A 17,275-nucleotide genomic window follows, 5' to 3' on the forward strand; every position below is an offset into this window, starting at 1 on the left:
GATCCTCGACGCCATGCCCGACGGCACCGGCGCGGTGATGATCGACGGCAAGATGCAGGACGACGCCACCTGGAAGCAGGCCAAGGTCATCGTCGATCTGGCGCGGCTCGTCGCCTCCAAGGACCCGGAACTGGCCGCCGCCTACGGGCTTTGAGGCGTCCCCGCGGCCGGTGCGCCGAGCGCGAGCGAGGTGCACCACCGCCCCTGCCGTGGACCGAGACGCGGAAATCACCGCCGACGCGCATCGCGCCGCCGGGTGGTACCTCACGATCTCCGTCGCGCCCCGCCGGCTGTCGGGGTGATCGCGCGAAGCGGTGCCGACATGGCTCGGAGCAAGGGAAACGCCGCGGATGTCCCTTCTCCCCCTGCGGGAGAAGGTGCCCGAAGGGCGGATGAGGGAGCTGGGCCTCTCGTCGATCCACGATGCTCGCCGATGGTCCGATCGCCGCCCGCGCGGCACCGTCTCGTCCGCCCCTTCGCAGCGCCTTCCCCGACCAGGAGGGAAGGAAGAGGGACGTCCGGATGGGTCGGAGATCTCCGAACCGACATCGAGTGATCGCCCGGGGCATGCCGTCGGCAATTGTTGCAATTCTTCGACACGACAGCAGAATTTCCCGCCGTTCGGCCTCGGCCTCGCCGTCGTGCTGCGCCGCAACCTTGACTTCGCGCCGGCCTCCATGGCCTGTGGAAGACCGACCCTCGTCATCGGGCCGCCCTCGGCGCCCGTCGACGAGCGGAGGGTGAAACAGGAGCCGGATCGTGATCGGAGAACGCGAGATCGCCGAACCGCAGATGCGGATCGCCAAATACGGCATCGGTCAGGTGGTACGCCACCGCGTCTTCCCGTTCCGCGGCGTGATCTTCGACGTCGACCCGGTCTTCGCCAACACCGAGGAATGGTGGCAGGCGATCCCCGAGGACGTCCGTCCTTCCAGGGACCAGCCGTTCTACCATCTCTATGCCGAGAACGCGGAAAGCGAATACGTCGCCTACGTTTCCGAGCAGAACCTCGTGCCCGACGACAGCGGCTTGCCCCTGCGCCACCCGCAGATCGACGAGGCCTTCACCCGCACCGAGGACGGCCACTTCGTCGCTCGCCGTCAGGCGGTGAACTGAAGCGGCGCCGCACCGGCGCGCCCGATCATCGATCGGACGACCAGCTCCCTCACCGCCAAAGCGTCTCGCGCACCACGATGTAGGTGGCGACGATCACCAGGAAGACGGCGAAGCCCTTGCGGGTGTTCTCCGGGCTCATGTGATGGGAGACGACGCCGCCGGCGAAGCTGCCGGCCACCGCCACCGCGGTGAAGATCGCCATCAACTTGAAATCGATCGCCACCGCGCCGAGATAGCCGGCGAACCCGGCGAAGGACTTGGCCGCCACCACCACCAGCGACGTGCCCACCGCCTGCTTCATCGGCAGGCCGGAGAGCAACACCAGCGCCGGCACGATCAGGAAGCCGCCGCCGACCCCGACCACGCCGGTGAGCACGCCGACGACGATGCCGTGGACGGCGATGTGGCCGGCGCTCCCCAGATCGAGGCAGACCATCCTGCCGCTCGCATCGCCGTCGAGGCGCAACAGAGCGGTCGCCTTCGGCTCGATCTTGCGCGGATTGAGCATGCGGAACGCCGCGACGAACATGGTGCCGGCGAACAGCAGCAGTTGCAGGAGCGCCGGCACCAGGATGCCGATGCGCGCCCCGATGTAGGTGCCGATCACCCCGAAGAGGCCGAACACCGCCGCCACCGGCACGTTGATGTTGCCGCGCCGCCAATGCGTCGCCGCCGAGATCGCCGCGGTGACGCCGACGATGCCGAGGCTCATGGCGATCGCCGGCTTGGTCTCCACCCCGGCGAGATAGATCAGCGCCGGTAGCGTGATGATCGAACCGCCGGAACCGAACAGGCCGAGCATGAAGCCGGTGGCGAGACCGGCGAGGAGGGCGATGGGGGACACGGGCGCTTATATCTCGTTTTGCTCATATATGCGCGCCGAACCTAGAGATCCCTCGCCACAGCGTCAACGCGGCCCCCCGCCGCGAACCCGTGGATCGACCGGACGTTGCGTCAAGCCGCCGCAGTGGCGCGGTTCGAGCGGACGTCGGCGAGGAAGGTCTCGACGTCCACAGTCAGTTGATCCGCCACCGCCGACAGCGCCTCGACCACGCCGCCGACCATGCCGACGCTCTGGTCCGTCTCGTCGACGGCCCCGGCGACCAACCCCACGTCACGTGCCACCTGGGACGATCCGCCGGCGGCGCGGGTGATCGCCTCGGAGATGTCGTGCGAGGCGGCCTCCTGTTCTTCGACCGCCGCCGCGATCGCCGCGGCGAGGCCCTCGACCTCACGGATCGTGCCGACGATGCCGCGGATCGCGTCGACCGCCTTGGTCGTCGATCGCTGGATACCGTCGATCTGGGCGGAGATCTCTTCGGTGGCCTTGGCGGTCTGTTCGGCCAGAATCTTGACCTCGGAGGCGACGACCGCGAAGCCGCGGCCGGCGTCCCCGGCGCGGGCCGCCTCGATGGTGGCGTTGAGCGCCAGAAGGTTGGTCTGACCGGCGATGTCGCGGATGAGATCGACGACCGCGCCGATCCGTTCCGCCGCCTGCGCCAGTGCCGTCACGTCGGTGTCGGTGTCATGGGCGATGTCGGCGGCGCGCGCCACGACTTCGCTGGTCTTCTGCGCCTGACCGGAAATCTCGCGGATCGCGGCGCCGAACTCCTCGGTCGCCGCAGCCACCGATTGGACGTTGCTGGACGCCACGTGAGATGCGGCGCTCGCCGAGCTGGTGCCGTCGCGCGCCTTGCCGGAGACGACGGCGAGTGTCTCCGCCGTGTCCCGCATGGTCTGCGTCTGCTCGGTCAAGCGGGACAGCACCTGTGAGATGCCTTTCCGGAACATCTCGACCGCGGTCTCCATCGCGCGCTTCTGGAGCCGGTCGCGCTCCGCTTCCTCGGCCGCCTTCCGGGTGAAGAGGTCGCGCTCGCGCGCACTCTCGCGATAATCCACCGCCGCATCGGCGAGCAGTCCGATCTCGTCGCGCGACGTCACCGTCGGCAGGGCGACGGCGAAGTCGCCTTCGCCGATCCGCTTCATACCGGACGCGATCGCCGCGATCGGTCGGGTGATCGACCCGATGATGAGGCGGGCGAGCACGATCTCGAGCGCGATGATCAGAACCGACACGAAGATCAGGCCCAATTTCACATTGTCGGACGTCCGTAGCATCGTGGCTTCCGCCACCGCGGCCCGCTCCATGGCGCTCTTGGAGAGAGTGCGCGCGATCGGGTCGAGCGCCTCGGTCGCCGCGAAGAAGTCTCGGGACTTGTCGGTGAGAGCACCCCGTCGGATCGACCACGCCTTGAAATCGCGGCCGTAGGAGGACAGAAGCCCGGTCAGCGCACTTCCGGTGTCGGCGTCGAAACCGGCACGCCCGAGATCGGCCTCGAGCTTCTTCATCCCATCCGCGAAGGCCTCGAGGTACTTGGCGCCGCCCCGCAGCATGAAATCCTTCTCGTGGCGCCGCAGGATCAACACCTCGACCTGCAACCGATCGATCGTCGCCATCGACACGCCGGACGACTCGGCGAGTTTGATCCGCGCCTCCAGGGCGTGGACCGCTTGGCGAAGACGCCCGGCGAGGCCGGCGCTCTCGTCGAAGCCGAGTTCGGTCTGCACAGCGACGGTATCGCGCACCATCTGCGCGATCTTCTCGATCTCCGTGGAGATCCGGGCGCTCTCGCGCGCCACCGTCTCGACCGGCGAAAGTGAGAGCCGCCGCGCGGTCTCCCCGGCATCCCGCAACGCCTCTTCGGCCTCTTGTGCCGTCTCCGATCGCGGTTTGGCGAGGAAGCGCGACACGGTGAGCGAGGTCTCTTCGATCCGCCCCCGCATCCGTTCCGCCGAGATCACCTCCTCGGTCGCCGTCGATGCCTTGTCATAGGCCGAACTCGTCGAGTTCGCGCCGAGCCAGGCGACACCCGTGATGGTCCCCAAGCCGACGAGACTCACGACCATCAGCGAGATCATCTTCTTACGCAGATCGATTCGGTCGAAGCGCGGCATAGGTTCCTCCCACAGATCGATCCGATGGGACTTCCATCTTCGTTTCCGTAGAGTTAACCAAGCAGCCCGCGACGCCATCGACCGCTGTTCATTTCGGTAATTTTTATAATTTCACAGCAAGCCTCAACCAGACGACGAATTCACCGAGAGCAGAACGGAATGATTTCCGTGATGACGGAAGTCGATATATGAATTTATACGTATGAAATATACTCGAGGCGACCGATTTGACCCGAGATTTCTCGACGACACCCGTACCACGCCGGCGCCTCCGAATCGGCCGGTCACCGCTGCGATGCCGGCGGGGCGCCGCACTCCTCACCCGATCGCCTTCAGCGCCATCACCGCGGCCGAAGCCCGGTTCTCCACCCCGAGCTTCGAATAGACCTGCTCGAGGTGCTTGTTCACGGTGCGTGGTGAGAGCCCGAGGATGTCGCCGATGTCGCGGTTGGACTTGCCGCGGGCGATCCACAGCAGCACCTCCGCCTCGCGGCCGGTGAGCTGGAAGCGCCGGCGCAACGCCGCCTCCTCGCCGCCGCTCTCCTCGCTGGTCAGGCGGAACAGCAACTCGTCCTCGCCGGTGCGGCCGAGGAAGGTGAGGCTCACCCGCCGCTCGCCGCTCGCCGGCAGGGCGATCGCCCCCTCGCCTTCGCCCGTCGACCGACGCGCGATCTCGGCGCGGACCTCCGACGGCAGCGCCGTCTCGCCGCCCTCCTCCGCGCCGACTTCGGCGAGGAGGCGCGCCGCCTGCGGCGTCGCCCAGGCGATGCGGCCGGCGGCGTCGGTGGCGAGCAGGTAGCGCCCCGCGGTGTCGAGCGCCATGCGCGCCGAGCGTTCGCGCCGGGCATTGGCGAGGTGGACGCGGATGCGGGCGGTGAGTTCGTCGAGCACGATCGGCTTGGTGACGTAGTCGACGCCACCGGCCGACAGCCCCTCGACGATGTGCTCGGTCTCGGAGAGGCCGGTCATGAAGATGATCGGCACGTCGGCGGTGGCGGCGAGCCGCTTCAGCCGCCGACAGGTCTCGAACCCGTCGATCCCCGGCATCACCGCGTCCATCAGGATGACGTCCGGGGTGATGCGCTCGACGATGGTCAGCGCCTGTTCGCCCCCCGTCGCCACCAGCACCATGGCGCCGCCCGCCTCCAACGCTTCGGTGAGGAAACCGAGCGTATCCGGCGTGTCGTCGACCACCAGGACGATGTCGCGGGTCGATGAGGCCTCAGACGTCGACATCGAAGCTCTCCAGTTCGCTCACCACCCGCCCGAGATCGAAGGCGGCCAGGGCGCGGCGCAACTCGACGAGGCGCGGATCGGGACCGTTCCCCGCCGCGACGAGCCGCGCCTCGACCGCCGTCAGCTTCTGATCGAGACCCCGGACATAGCCGATCCGGGCGAGTTGCAACATCTCGGCGATCTCCACCCGATCGGGAGCCGCACCGACGCCGGCGTCGGCCACGGCCGGAGCCGATGCGGCCGGCGGCGGCGGTTGCGGGACCGGCCGCGGCGCCTCCGGCCCCTCCGCGTCGAGCCACTCGAGCCCGAGGCGGGTCTGCAGGATGTCGAAGAGGCGTGCGAGATCGAAGGGCTTGGCGAGCACCTCGTCGTGCGCCGCCTCCGCGCCGGCCGGCGGAGCGGTGTCGCCGACGTTGGCCGACAGGATGACGATCGGCGCCGCTCCGTGCCCCGCCTCGCGCAGCCGCCGCGCCACCTCCCAACCGTCCATGCCCGGCATCGAGATGTCGAGCAGGAAGAGGTCCGGTCGGATCTCCGCCGCCAGCGTCAACGCCGAAGGCCCGTCCTCGGCCTCGGCGACGGTGAAGCCCAGCGGCTCCAGAGCCGCACGCACCACGCCGCGATGATCGGGATCGTCGTCGACCACCATGATCGTCCGCCGCGGCCCCGCGTAACCGCGGCGCGGCCGCGGCGCCGGCTCGGCGACCGGATCGGCGCGCACCCCGAGATGCACCCGCACTCGGAAGCGGCTGCCCTCGCCGGGCGTGCTGTCGACGCGGATGTCGCCGCCCATCAACGTCACCAGCATCTTCGAGATGGTCAGGCCCAGCCCCAGCCCCGGCGCCCCCTTGGCGGTGCGGCCGCGCTCGAACGGCTCGAAGATGTGGGCGATGTCGGCTTCGGCGATCCCCCGTCCGGTGTCGGTGACGGTGAAGGTGGCGATCTCGTGCCGCATGTTGAGATCGAGATGGACCGAGCCGCGATCGGTGAACTTGATGGCGTTGGAGATGAGATTGACCAGGATCTGCTTCAGCCGCTTCTCGTCGGTGACCACCAGTTCCGGCAGCCGAGTCGGCCGGGTGAAGCGGAAGGCGAGCCCCTTGGCCTCGGCTTGGAGGCGGAACATGTCGACGAGCTGGTCGAGGAAGTCGGGCAGGCGGATCTCGTTGCGGGCGAGTTCGAGCCGCCCCGCCTCGATGCGGGAGATGTCGAGAAGCCCGTCGATCAGCCCGGAGAGATGCTCGGCCGAGCGGCGGATGACGCGCACCGCGTTGGCGCGCGTCGGCGGCACGCCCGCATCGCGCTCCAGGATCTGGGCGTAGCCGAGGACGGCGTTGAGCGGCGTCCTCAGCTCGTGGGAGAGACCGACGAGATAACGGCTCTTGGCGAAGTTCGCCGCCTCGGCCGCCTCCTTCGCCTTCTGCAATTCGGCGTCGGTACGTTCGTGGGCGGCGATCTCGTCCAGCAGCAGCCCGGTCTGACGCGCCGATTCCTCCTGCGCCACCCGCCGGCTCTCGTGCGCCAGCACGAAGAACCAGGCGACCACGCCGGCGACGATGAAGAGCACGAAGAAGGCCGACCACAGCGCCCGCGTCAGCGCCGCCTCCGCCTCCGCCGAGCCGACCGCCGAGCGGGCGTGGATGGCGAAGAGCACGACGCCGATCGCCACCGAAATCGCCGTCAGCACCGCGACGTATTCGGCCAACCGCGGCCTGAGCAGCCGGCCGATCCGCTCCGGCAGCAGCGCCGCGACGGCGCCGCGCGCCTGCGCCGAGATCCGCGCCTGCGGTTTGCACAGGTCGCCGCAGCGGGCGTCGAGCGAACAGCACAGCGAGCAGATCGGCGCGTCGTAGGCCGGGCAATGGGCGGTATCCTCCGGCTCGAACGGATGCTCGCACACCGAACAGCGGATGGTGTCCTGCGCCCGCCACTCGCTCTTCGGCTTGCGCGCCAGATAGTAGCGCCCGTCGGTCGCCCAGGCGATGAGCGGCGCGGTGACGAGCGCCGTCGCCAGCGCCACGAAGGGCGCGAAGGCTCGGGCGATCTCGCCGAAGGCGCCGGTCGCCGCCGCCAGCGCCAGCGCCGTGGCGATCGCCATCGACCCGACCCCGACCGGATTGACGTCCCACAGATGCGCCCGCATGAACTCGATGCCCGGCGGCGCGAGCCCCAGCGGCTTGTTGATCGCGAGATCGGCGGTGATCGCCCCCAGCCACGCCACCGCGACGATGGCGAACAGCCCGAGCGTCTTCTCCAGCGCCTCGTAGATACCGAGCTCCATCAAGAGGAGCGCGATCGACACGTTGAACACCAGCCACACCACCCGGCCGGGGTGGGAATGGGTCAGCCGCGAGAAGAAGTTCGACCAGGCGAGCGACCCGGCATAGGCGTTCATCACGTTGATCTTGAGCTGCGACACCACGACGAAGGCGGCGGTCAGCACCGTCGCCGCCTCCTTCGACGGCAGCATGTAGGAGAACGCCACCTGGAACATGTGCGCCGGCTCGCCGGCATGTTCCGCGGGCACACCCAGGCGCAGCGCGATCACCGCCAGCAGCGACCCGGCGAAGAGCTTGGGCAGGCCGAGCACCACCCAACCGGCGCCGGCGAAGAAGGTGCCGAGCCGCTGGCCGAGCCGCCCGAGCGCGGCGCGCAGGCCCCTCCCCTCGCCCGCCTTCCCGCCCTCGGCCGGTAGGAAGCGCAGGAAGTCGACCTGTTCGCCGATCTGCGGCATCAGGGCCAGGATCACCGACGAGGCGAGGCCGAAACGGACGAGATCGAATTCCTCGAACGCCGTCCCCGGCACCCCGCCCCGAGTCACACCCCCGAACTGCCACCACGCCGCGAACTGCGCCGGATCCTTCCAGGCGATGAAGGCGAAAGGGGCGATGTTGAGGACGATCCAGAACGGCTGGGTCCACAGCTGGAAGCGCGAGATCGCGGTGATGCCGTAGATCACCAGCGGGATCACCGCCAGTGCTGAGAGGATGTAGGAGAGCCACAGCGGGATGCCGAAGGCGAGTTCCAGCGCCCCCGACATGATCGACGCCTCGATGGCGAAGAGGATGAAGGTGAAGCTGGCGTAGATCAGCGACGTGACGGTCGAGCCGATGTAGCCGAAGCCGGCACCGCGGGTGAGAAGATCGATGTCGACGCCGTAGCGCGCCGCGGTCCGGGCGATCGGCAGGCCGGTGACCAGCAGGATCACCGAGACCGCGAGGATGGCCGCGGTGGCGTTGACCACCCCGTGCGCCAGCGTGATCGCCCCGCCGATCGCTTCGAGCGCCAGGAACGAGATCGCCCCGATGGCGGTCTGGGCGACGCGCGGCGCCGACCACTTGCGCGCGCTCTTCGCCGTGAAGCGCAGCGCATAGTCCTCGAGCGTCTGGTTGGCGACCCAGCGATTGTATTCGCGTCGGACGGGAAGAATGCGCTGCTGACCGGCCACGACGGAAAAACTCCTCGATACCGCCCGCGAAACAGCAAGAAGCATGCAAACCGCCGCCGTGCGAGGCCTCTCACTCCCCGAGGGCGACGCCCACGACCCGGTGGCGTCGATCGCCGGCGCCGCACGGGCGCGAACGGAACGGCGCACCGCAGAAAGAATGTCGCACCTCCGGCCCGCGACCCCGCGCTGAGCCGTGACTTCGCTCGCCGTCGCAGCATCACGCCCAATTTATAGGCAGCATGATGCCCATTTCTCGAGCAGGTCGCACCGTTGGGCAGAACCTACGTCAGACGACGTATAGGGCGCGGCGCAACATGGCTCCAGGCTCCCCTCCAACGAGTTCGAACCCGAGCTCGTGAGATCGAAATCGAACGCTTCTTGGGGGAGTGTGTCCATGTCGAAATTCGTTGCCGATGCCATGTCCCGTCGCGCCTTCGGCGCCCTCGTCGGCGCCGTGATCGCCTCCGGCGCCTTCTCCGGCGCCGCGGCGGCCGCCGACACCATCAAGGTCGGCATCCTGCACTCGCTCTCCGGCACCATGGCCATCTCGGAGACGACGCTGAAGGACACGATGCTGTTCCTCATCGACGAGCAGAACAAGAAGGGCGGCGTCCTCGGCAAGAAGCTCGAGGCGGTCGTCGTCGACCCGGCCTCCAACTGGCCGCTGTTCGCCGAGAAGGCCCGCGAACTCATCACCAAGGACAAGGTCTCGGCCGTGTTCGGCTGCTGGACCTCGGTCAGCCGCAAGTCGGTGCTGCCGGTGTTCAAGGAACTCAACAACATCCTCTTCTACCCCGTCCAGTACGAGGGTGAAGAGTCCGAGCGCAACGTCTTCTACACCGGCGCCGCGCCGAACCAGCAGGCCATCCCGGCCGTCGACTACCTGATGTCGAAGGACGGCGGCGAAGTGAAGCGTTGGGTGCTCGCCGGCACCGACTACGTCTATCCGCGCACCACCAACAAGATCCTAGAGGCCTACCTCAAGGCCAAGGGCGTCGCCGCGGAAGACATCATGATCAACTATACGCCGTTCGGTCACTCCGACTGGCAGACCATCGTCTCCGACATCAAGAAGTTCGGTTCGGCCGGCAAGAAGACCGCGGTCGTGTCGACCATCAACGGCGACGCCAACGTTCCCTTCTACAAGGAACTCGGCAACCAGGGGCTGAAGGCCACCGACATCCCGGTGGTGGCTTTCTCGGTCGGTGAGGAAGAACTCGCCGGCATCGACACCAAGCCGCTGCTCGGCCACCTCGCCGCGTGGAACTACTTCCAGTCCGTCAAGGACCCGGCGAACGACGCCTTCATCGCCAAGTGGAAGGAATTCACCAAGAACCCGAAGCGCGTCACCAACGACCCGATGGAAGCCCACGTCATCGGCTTCCAGATGTGGGTCAAGGCGGTCGAGAAGGCCGGCACCGTCGATCCGGACAAGGTCATCGACGCGCTCCCGGGCATCGAGGCCCCCAACCTGACCGGCGGCATCTCCAAGATGCTCCCGAACCACCACATCACCAAGCCGGTGCTCATCGGCGAGATCAAGGCCGACGGCCAGTTCGACGTGGTGTGGAAGACCAAGGACCTCGTCCCCGGCGACGCCTGGACCGACTTCCTTCCCGGCTCCAAGGACCTCGAGGCCGACTGGGTGTCGCTCAAGTGCGGCAACTACAACACCGTCACCAAGAAGTGCGGCGGCTGATGCGGTTCGGCGGACCGGAGGCGCCTCCGGTCCGCCCTTCGCGCCCATCGGCGTGACGACGAGATCCGGGCCGGGCGAATGCCCGGCTCCCCTTCTCCCCTCGCGGGAGAAGGTGGCCGAAGGCCGGATGAGGGGGCGCGCCGAAGGCGCATCCACCGCCGGCTCCGAGGCGAGGCTCGGGATGCCGCTCCGCGGCACGCCCTCATCCGCCCCTCCGGGGCACCTTCTCCCGCGAGGGGAGAAGGGCGACCGCGTCCCGCGGTCGGTTCGCAGATCTTCGGCGCCGTCCTCGCGACCACGCCGCCCACGGGACCCGAGACGCATGAACGCCAACGTCCGCCGCCTCGCCCGATCGGCTCTCCTGATCCTGGCGTTCCTCTCCGCCCTGCCCCTCCTCGGGGCGACCGCGAAGGCCCAGGACATCTCCGCGGCGATGGCCAAGTTCACCGCCGACAGCTATTCCGACACCGTCGCCGCGATCGGCGAAGTGGCGTCGAGCGGTCACCCGCGCGCCGCCGCGATCGTCCAGGCGATCCAGGACGGCAAGCTCGAATTCGACACCGCGTCGAAGACCGTCGCCATCCGCACCGCCACCGGCGTCGTCGACGCCGCGACCGGCGACGCCCTCGCGACGCCGCCCGCCGGCCTCACGCCCGTCCGCGCCAACAACCGTGTCCGCTCCGTCCTCGCCGCCGCCCTCGGCTCGCTGACCCTGATGTCGCCGAACCCGGCCAAGCGCCTCGAGGCGGCCGAAGCGGTGTTCAAGTCGCGCGATCAAGGCGCGCTCGCCACCATCGAAGCGGCGCTGGCCAAGGAGAGTGAGGCGCGCGTCCGTTCCGCCTTCGAGGCCGCCCGCGCCGCGATCGTCCTCCACAAGGCCGACGCCGGCGAGGATGCCCGCCTCGCTGCCGCCGCGGTCCTCAAGGCGCGCGGTGATCAGGATGCCGTCGCCACCCTGCGCGGCCTGCCCTCCGACACCCCGAAGCGCGTCAAGGACACAGCGGAAACCGCTGCGAAGGCGATCGAAACCTCGCTCGCCATGTGGGCCTCGGTGCAGAACGCCGTCTACGGCGTCTCGCTCGGCTCGGTGCTGCTGCTCGCCGCCATCGGCCTCGCCATCACCTTCGGCGTCATGGGCATCATCAACATGGCCCACGGCGAGATGGTCATGCTCGGCGCCTACACCACTTTCGTCGTGCAGGAGGTGATCCGCACCCACGCGCCGGGCCTCTTCGACTGGTCGCTCGCCATCGCCATCCCCCTCGCCTTCCTGGTTTCCGGCGCGGTCGGCGTGGTGCTGGAGCGCGGCATCATCCGCTTCCTCTACGGTCGCCCGCTCGAGACCCTGCTCGCCACCTGGGGCGTGTCGCTGGTCCTGCAACAGACCGTGCGCTCGATCTTCGGCGCCAACAACCGCGAGGTCGGCGCGCCGTCGTGGATGTCCGGCTCCTTCGAGCTCGGCAACATCACCATGACCTGGGGCCGGCTGTGGATCGTGGTCTTCGCGCTGGCGGTCTTCGTCGGGCTGATCCTCATCCTCAAGAAGACTCCCGCCGGCCTGCAGATGCGCGCCGTCACCCAGAACCGCGCCATGGCCTCGGCGATGGGCATCCGCACGCCCTTCGTCGACGCCCTGACCTTCGGGCTCGGCTGCGGCATCGCCGGCATCGCCGGCGTGGCGCTCTCCCAGATCGACAACGTCTCGCCCAACCTCGGCCAGAGCTACATCATCGACAGTTTCATGGTCGTGGTCTTCGGCGGTGTCGGCAATCTCTGGGGTACGCTCGTCGGCGCGCTGACGCTCGGCGTCGTCAACAAGTTCCTGGAGCCCTTCGCCGGTGCCGTCCTCGGCAAGATCCTGGTGCTGGTCTTCATCATCCTCTTCATCCAGAAGCGTCCCAGGGGCCTCTTCGCCCTCAAGGGCCGGGCGGTGGAATCATGATCGGCTATTTCCTCAAGAACGGCCTCGACGCCCGGGTGCGCCTCGCCCTCGTCGTCATCCTCGCCATCGCGGTCCTCGTCCCGGCCTCGAACCTCCTGCTGCCGGAGAGTTCGCCCTTCCACGTGCCGACCTATCTGGTCACCCTCTTCGGCAAATACGCCACCTACGCGGTGTTGGCGTTGGCGCTCGATCTGGTGTGGGGCTACTGCGGGATCCTCTCCCTCGGCCACGGCGCCTTCTTCGCCCTCGGCGGCTACGCCATGGGCATGTACCTGATGCGCCAGATCGGCACCCGCGGCGTCTACGGCGATCCCGTCCTGCCCGACTTCATGGTGTTCCTGAACTGGAAGGAACTGCCCTGGTACTGGTACGGCTTCGACCACTTCGCCTTCGCGATGATCATGGTCGTGCTCGTCCCCGGCATTCTCGCCTTCGTCTTCGGCTGGTTCGCCTTCCGCAGCCGCGTCACCGGCGTCTATCTGTCGATCATCACCCAGGCGCTGACCTACGCCCTGCTCCTCGCCTTCTTCCGCAACGACATGGGCTTCGGCGGCAACAACGGCCTCACCGACTTCAAGGACATCCTCGGCTTCAACGTCCAGGCCGACGGCACCCGCGCCGCGCTGTTCGCCCTGTCGTGCCTCTTGGTGGCGCTCGGCCTCGTCCTCGCCGCGGCGATCGTCAATTCCAAGCTCGGCAAGGTGCTCGTCGCCATTCGCGACGCCGAGAGCCGCACCCGCTTCATCGGCTACCGGGTCGCCACCTACAAGACCTTCGTCTTCACCGTGTCGGCGATGCTCGCCGGTCTCGCCGGCGCCCTCTACGTGCCGCAGGTCGGCATCATCAACCCCTCGGAATTCTCGCCCGCCAACTCGATCGAAGCGGTGATCTGGGTGGCGGTGGGCGGCCGCGGCACCCTGGTCGGTGCGGTCGTCGGCGCCGTCGCCGTCAACTGGGGCAAGACCTGGTTCACCGGCGTGCTGCCCTCGTTCTGGCTCTTCGCCCTCGGCGGCCTCTTCGTCCTCGTCACCCTGTTCCTGCCCAAGGGCATCGTCGGGACCTGGTCGGAATGGCGAGCGAAGCGCAAGGCGACCCCGCCGAGCGACGCGGCGCCGGCACCGGCGGAGTGAACGAGATGGCGAGACTCGTCTCCAACTACCGCCGTGCCGTGAGGCTCCCCCCCTCCCTGGCCCTCCCCCTCCAGGGGGGAGGGAAAGCGAGAAGCACGGCCACCAATCTGCTCGAGCGCCGCTCTCGCGGCCCGGCCCTTCGATCCGAAGGTCCTCTCCCCAACGTCCCCTCCCCCCTGGAGGGGGAGGGACAGGGAGGGGGGGCTCGGCCTCGTCTCTCTCGCGACCACCATCGCCGTCGTTCCCCCACGCCCAGGAGCACGCCATGACCGAAGCGCTCGCCGCCAATGCCCTGCTCTATCTCGACGACGTCAAGGTCTCGTTCGACGGCTTCAAGGCACTGAAGGGCCTGTCGCTGACCATCGAGCCGGGCGAGATGCGCGCCATCATCGGCCCCAACGGCGCCGGCAAGACCACGATGATGGACTGCATCACCGGCAAGACCCGCCCCGACGAGGGCGAGGTCTCCTTCGAGGGCGGCTCGATCGATCTGACCAAGCTCGACGAGGCGACCATCGCCGAACTCGGCATCGGCCGGAAGTTCCAGAAGCCGACGGTGTTCGAGAGCCATACGGTGGAGGACAATCTCTATCTGGCGCTGAAGTCCGATCGCGGTCCCCTCGCCACCCTGTTCCATCGCCTGTCCGGCGCCGAGGCGGCCCGCATCGACGAGTTGCTCGCCACCATCAAGCTGACGGCGCGGCGCTCCGACCTCGCCAAGAACCTGTCCCACGGCCAGAAGCAGTGGTTGGAGATCGGCATGTTGCTGGCTCAGGAGCCGAAGCTCCTGCTCGTCGACGAGCCGGTCGCCGGCATGACCGACGCCGAAACCATGGAGACCGCCGCCCTGCTGCGCCGGATCCATGAGAGCGGCAAGTCGGTGGTGGTGGTCGAACACGACATGGCCTTCGTCCGCGAACTCGGCGTCAAGGTGACGGTGCTGCACGAAGGCGGCGTGCTGTCGGAAGGCTCGATCGACCACGTGGCGAGCGACCCTCGGGTGATCGAGGTGTACTTGGGGCGGTGAGGTTCGGCAGGGCCCGCTCGGCGATCTGCCGCGAGGCCGCCCCCCCTCCCTGTCCCTCCCCCTCCGGGGGGAGGGACGATGGGGAGGCGCGGTCATCCCAGGCAGACCCTCATTCGCAGCATCGCCGCGACCGAGACGGAAAAGATGGTGGGCCGACGCCGCCATGACCATTCCCTCCCCCCTCGAGGGGGAGGGCCAGGGAGGGGGGGCTGGACCTCCCCATGCGGCCGAAGGGCCGTCGAACCGCAGGAACGCCCGAGGCCCCGCCTCGCCACAGGAACGACGACGATGCTGAAAGTCTCGAACATCGATCTCCACTACGGCGCCGCCCAGGCGTTGCGCGGCGTCTCGGTCGAGGCGCACGTCGGCGAGATCTCCTGCGTGCTCGGCCGCAACGGCGTCGGCAAGACCTCGCTCCTGCGCGCCATCACCGGTCATCAGCCGATCACCGCCGGCTCGATCGAATGGGAAGGCCGCGACCTCGGCCGCTCGCCTCCCTACGATCGCGCCCGCCACGGCATCGCCTTCGTCCCCCAGGGTCGCGAGATCTTCCCGCTCTTGACGGTCGAGGAGAACCTGCAGACCGGCTTCGCCGCCCTGCCCCGCTCGGAACGCTACGTCCCCGACGAGATCTTCGAACTCTTCCCCGTCCTCGGCGACATGTTGCGCCGGCGCGGCGGCGACCTTTCCGGCGGCCAACAGCAGCAACTCGCCATCGGCCGGGCTCTCGTCACCCGCCCACGCCTCCTCGTCCTCGACGAGCCGACCGAAGGCATCCAGCCGTCGATCATCAAGGACATCGGCCGCGCCCTCGAATATCTGCGCGGCAAGGGCACCATGGCGATCCTGCTGGTCGAGCAATATTTCGACTTCGCCCGCGAACTCGCCGACCGCTACGCCGTGCTCGACCGCGGCGAGGTGGTGATCGCCGGTACGAAGACGGAAGTCGACCCGGAAGAGGTCCGCAACCGCATCGCGGTTTGAGATCCGGCTCGCCGCCTCCCCGCCGAACGCGGCCCCCGAACGTGGAACGACCGCGGCGCGTCGATGGGCGCACCGCGGTCGTCGTCGTTTTCGAAGGGGTCGTCGCTCAGTGCGGCATGATCACCGAGAACACCACGTGGCGCGGCTCCTTGCCGGCCGCCTTGGCCGCCGCCATCAGCGAGGTGTCGGGCGAGACGCCGGTGACGCCGACCCGCGCCAGACGGGCGTCGATCTCGGCCGGGGTGACCTTCAGCACCGGGGCGAGATCGGCGATGCGGGCGTTGCCGATCGCCTGGAACATCGCCACCTGCGGATTGCCACCGACGCCACCGAGTTCGAAGACGCCGGTCGCGGCGAAGCCGAGTGCGGCGACCAGCGAGACGCCGAGCGGCCAGATCAGCCAGCCGCGCTTCAGATAGCTCAGCATCGGTTGCCAATTCTTCCACACGTGCAGCACGATGGGGACGATCAGCACCATGCTCAGCCACTCGTGCATGCCGCGGAAGGCGGCCGTACCGACATGGAAGAACAGGAAGACGCCGGAGACCAGCGATACCACGAAGAGGCCGGTGGTGAACGGCGTGGCGTAACGATTGACGTAGTCGCGGAACATGGCGGGCCTCATCTCGGGGTTCGGGCCTCTCCACGGCGGTCACGCCGCCGTGAAGTCGCTCTCTGGATTGGACCCGCCGCGACGAGAAGTCGAATGAACTCGCGGTAAGGTGGCGCGACGGCCGGGCGCCCGGCCCTCGATCCGACACGAAAAGACGCGCTGCCGAGGCCGGCAGCGCGTCCGAATGTCGCAGCCCCCGGAGGGGCGAATCAGGGCTTCGGCGCTTCGCCGCCCTGCGGCTTCGGTGCCCCACCGTTCTGCAGTTTCTTGGCGGCCTCTTCGGCACGCTTCTGCAATTCCTGCTGCAACTGATCCTGGCTCTGCTGACCGGCGGACGGATCGACGCCGACGCTCTCCAGCGCCGCCTTGAAGGTGTCGAGGCGGAACGGATAGCCGGTCGGCTTCTGCTGCAGCGTCAGCGCGGTGACGACCAGAAGGTTGCCCTTCTTCAGGTCGCCGAAATTCTGATCGGTGAGATCGAAATCGCCGTAGCAGGCGTTGGGGAAGCAGATGCGGTACTTGACCTCGACCGGCTTGTTCTTGTCGATCATGACGCGCATGCCCGGCTGGACCAGAATGCCCGGCGGCACGGCGATGAGCAGCGTCTTCTTCGGCTCGCCCTCGGTGTCGCGCACCGCGACCGAGGCGATCAGCTCGCCGTTGGCGCCGCGCAGCTCCTTGGCGATCAGGCAGATGCTCTTACCCTCGGCATCCTTCTGGCAGATCTTCACCCACGGATAGGTGTCCTCCGGCACCGCCGGACCCTTCGCGTCCTTGCCGTTCGGGGCCGCCTGCGGCTTCGCCGCCGGCTTCTGCGGCGCGGCCGGCTTCTTCTCCGGCTTGGGCGCCAGTTGCACCGGCTTGCCGTCCTGGGCCGAGGCCGGCGCGCTGGCGAGGAGGAGAGCCGTGGACAGAGCGCCGGCGGCGAGGGCGGCGCCTTCGAGACCCTTCACGAGCGTCGGAGCCTTCGCGCGAATGTAGCTGACAACCATGGAATCCCGATCCTCGAACAGGGCCGCCTCCGAATCTCCGCGCGGCCTCCCGCCCGGTCGAACTCGAAGGTCGACGAATACCGCTCACCTCTCCGGCGACGCATCCGGCGCAACCGATCGCCGATCGACCGCG

At 68.3% G+C, this 17,275-nt stretch carries 12 protein-coding genes and 1 pseudogene; 7 read left to right on the forward strand and 6 right to left on the reverse strand.

Annotated features, from left to right (window positions below):
* Positions 1–154, forward strand: a pseudogene (locus V7Q42_RS14810) (CoA ester lyase); the annotation flags it as partial.
* A gap of 623 nt (positions 155–777) precedes the next feature.
* Complete coding sequence (hspQ, locus tag V7Q42_RS14815; protein ID WP_333824906.1) at positions 778–1,116, forward strand: heat shock protein HspQ; 339 nt, start codon at positions 778–780, stop codon at positions 1,114–1,116.
* 49 nt (positions 1,117–1,165) lie between these two features.
* Here the strand turns inward: hspQ and V7Q42_RS14820 are convergent, their stop codons facing one another.
* The 4 genes from V7Q42_RS14820 to V7Q42_RS14835 all read right to left on the reverse strand — a co-directional run bounded on the left by V7Q42_RS14820 (position 1,166) and on the right by V7Q42_RS14835 (position 8,755).
* On the reverse strand, positions 1,166–1,960 hold the full coding sequence (locus tag V7Q42_RS14820) for a sulfite exporter TauE/SafE family protein (RefSeq protein ID WP_333824866.1): 795 nt from the start codon (positions 1,958–1,960) through the stop codon (positions 1,166–1,168).
* Between the two features lie 110 nt (positions 1,961–2,070).
* Positions 2,071–4,071, reverse strand: a complete 2,001-nt coding sequence (locus V7Q42_RS14825; RefSeq protein WP_333824867.1) for a methyl-accepting chemotaxis protein — start codon at positions 4,069–4,071, stop codon at positions 2,071–2,073.
* A 318-nt stretch (positions 4,072–4,389) separates the two neighbouring features.
* A complete protein-coding gene (locus V7Q42_RS14830) occupies positions 4,390–5,307 on the reverse strand; it encodes a response regulator transcription factor (RefSeq protein ID WP_333824868.1) in 918 nt (305 codons plus the stop codon).
* Positions 5,294–8,755, reverse strand: coding sequence for a hybrid sensor histidine kinase/response regulator (locus tag V7Q42_RS14835; RefSeq protein WP_333824869.1), 3,462 nt, complete (start codon positions 8,753–8,755; stop codon positions 5,294–5,296). Before V7Q42_RS14835 ends, V7Q42_RS14830 begins: the two co-directional genes overlap by 14 nt.
* A gap of 418 nt (positions 8,756–9,173) precedes the next feature.
* Here V7Q42_RS14835 and urtA point away from each other — a divergent pair, with 418 nt between their 5' ends.
* The 5 genes from urtA to urtE all read left to right on the forward strand — a co-directional run bounded on the left by urtA (position 9,174) and on the right by urtE (position 15,537).
* On the forward strand, positions 9,174–10,454 hold the full coding sequence (gene urtA, locus V7Q42_RS14840) for an urea ABC transporter substrate-binding protein (RefSeq protein WP_333824907.1): 1,281 nt from the start codon (positions 9,174–9,176) through the stop codon (positions 10,452–10,454).
* A 322-nt stretch (positions 10,455–10,776) separates the two neighbouring features.
* Positions 10,777–12,396, forward strand: a complete 1,620-nt coding sequence (gene urtB, locus V7Q42_RS14845; protein WP_442958208.1) for an urea ABC transporter permease subunit UrtB — start codon at positions 10,777–10,779, stop codon at positions 12,394–12,396.
* Positions 12,393–13,526 carry an urea ABC transporter permease subunit UrtC gene (gene urtC, locus V7Q42_RS14850; protein ID WP_333824870.1) on the forward strand — a complete coding sequence of 378 codons (1,134 nt, stop codon included), beginning with the start codon at positions 12,393–12,395 and terminating at the stop codon, positions 13,524–13,526. The genes urtB and urtC overlap by 4 nt, the downstream gene beginning before the upstream one ends.
* Positions 13,527–13,791: 265 nt before the next feature.
* Positions 13,792–14,553 carry an urea ABC transporter ATP-binding protein UrtD gene (urtD, locus tag V7Q42_RS14855; protein ID WP_333824871.1) on the forward strand — a complete coding sequence of 254 codons (762 nt, stop codon included), beginning with the start codon at positions 13,792–13,794 and terminating at the stop codon, positions 14,551–14,553.
* A 288-nt stretch (positions 14,554–14,841) separates the two neighbouring features.
* Positions 14,842–15,537 carry an urea ABC transporter ATP-binding subunit UrtE gene (gene urtE / locus V7Q42_RS14860; protein ID WP_333824872.1) on the forward strand — a complete coding sequence of 232 codons (696 nt, stop codon included), beginning with the start codon at positions 14,842–14,844 and terminating at the stop codon, positions 15,535–15,537.
* A gap of 106 nt (positions 15,538–15,643) precedes the next feature.
* Here urtE and V7Q42_RS14865 read toward each other — a convergent pair whose 3' ends face one another.
* Both V7Q42_RS14865 and V7Q42_RS14870 read right to left on the reverse strand, forming a co-directional pair.
* Entirely contained in the window at positions 15,644–16,150 is a 507-nt protein-coding gene (locus V7Q42_RS14865) for a DUF4405 domain-containing protein (protein WP_333824873.1), read from the reverse strand.
* Positions 16,151–16,359: 209 nt separating this feature from the next.
* Positions 16,360–17,103: an invasion associated locus B family protein gene (locus tag V7Q42_RS14870; RefSeq protein ID WP_333824874.1), complete on the reverse strand. Its 744-nt coding sequence runs from the start codon at positions 17,101–17,103 to the stop codon at positions 16,360–16,362.
* Positions 17,104–17,275: the final 172 nt, after the last annotated feature.

This window comes from Pinisolibacter sp. (assembly GCF_036782435.1).
Taxonomy (GTDB): Bacteria; Pseudomonadota; Alphaproteobacteria; order Rhizobiales; family Ancalomicrobiaceae; genus CALBKH01.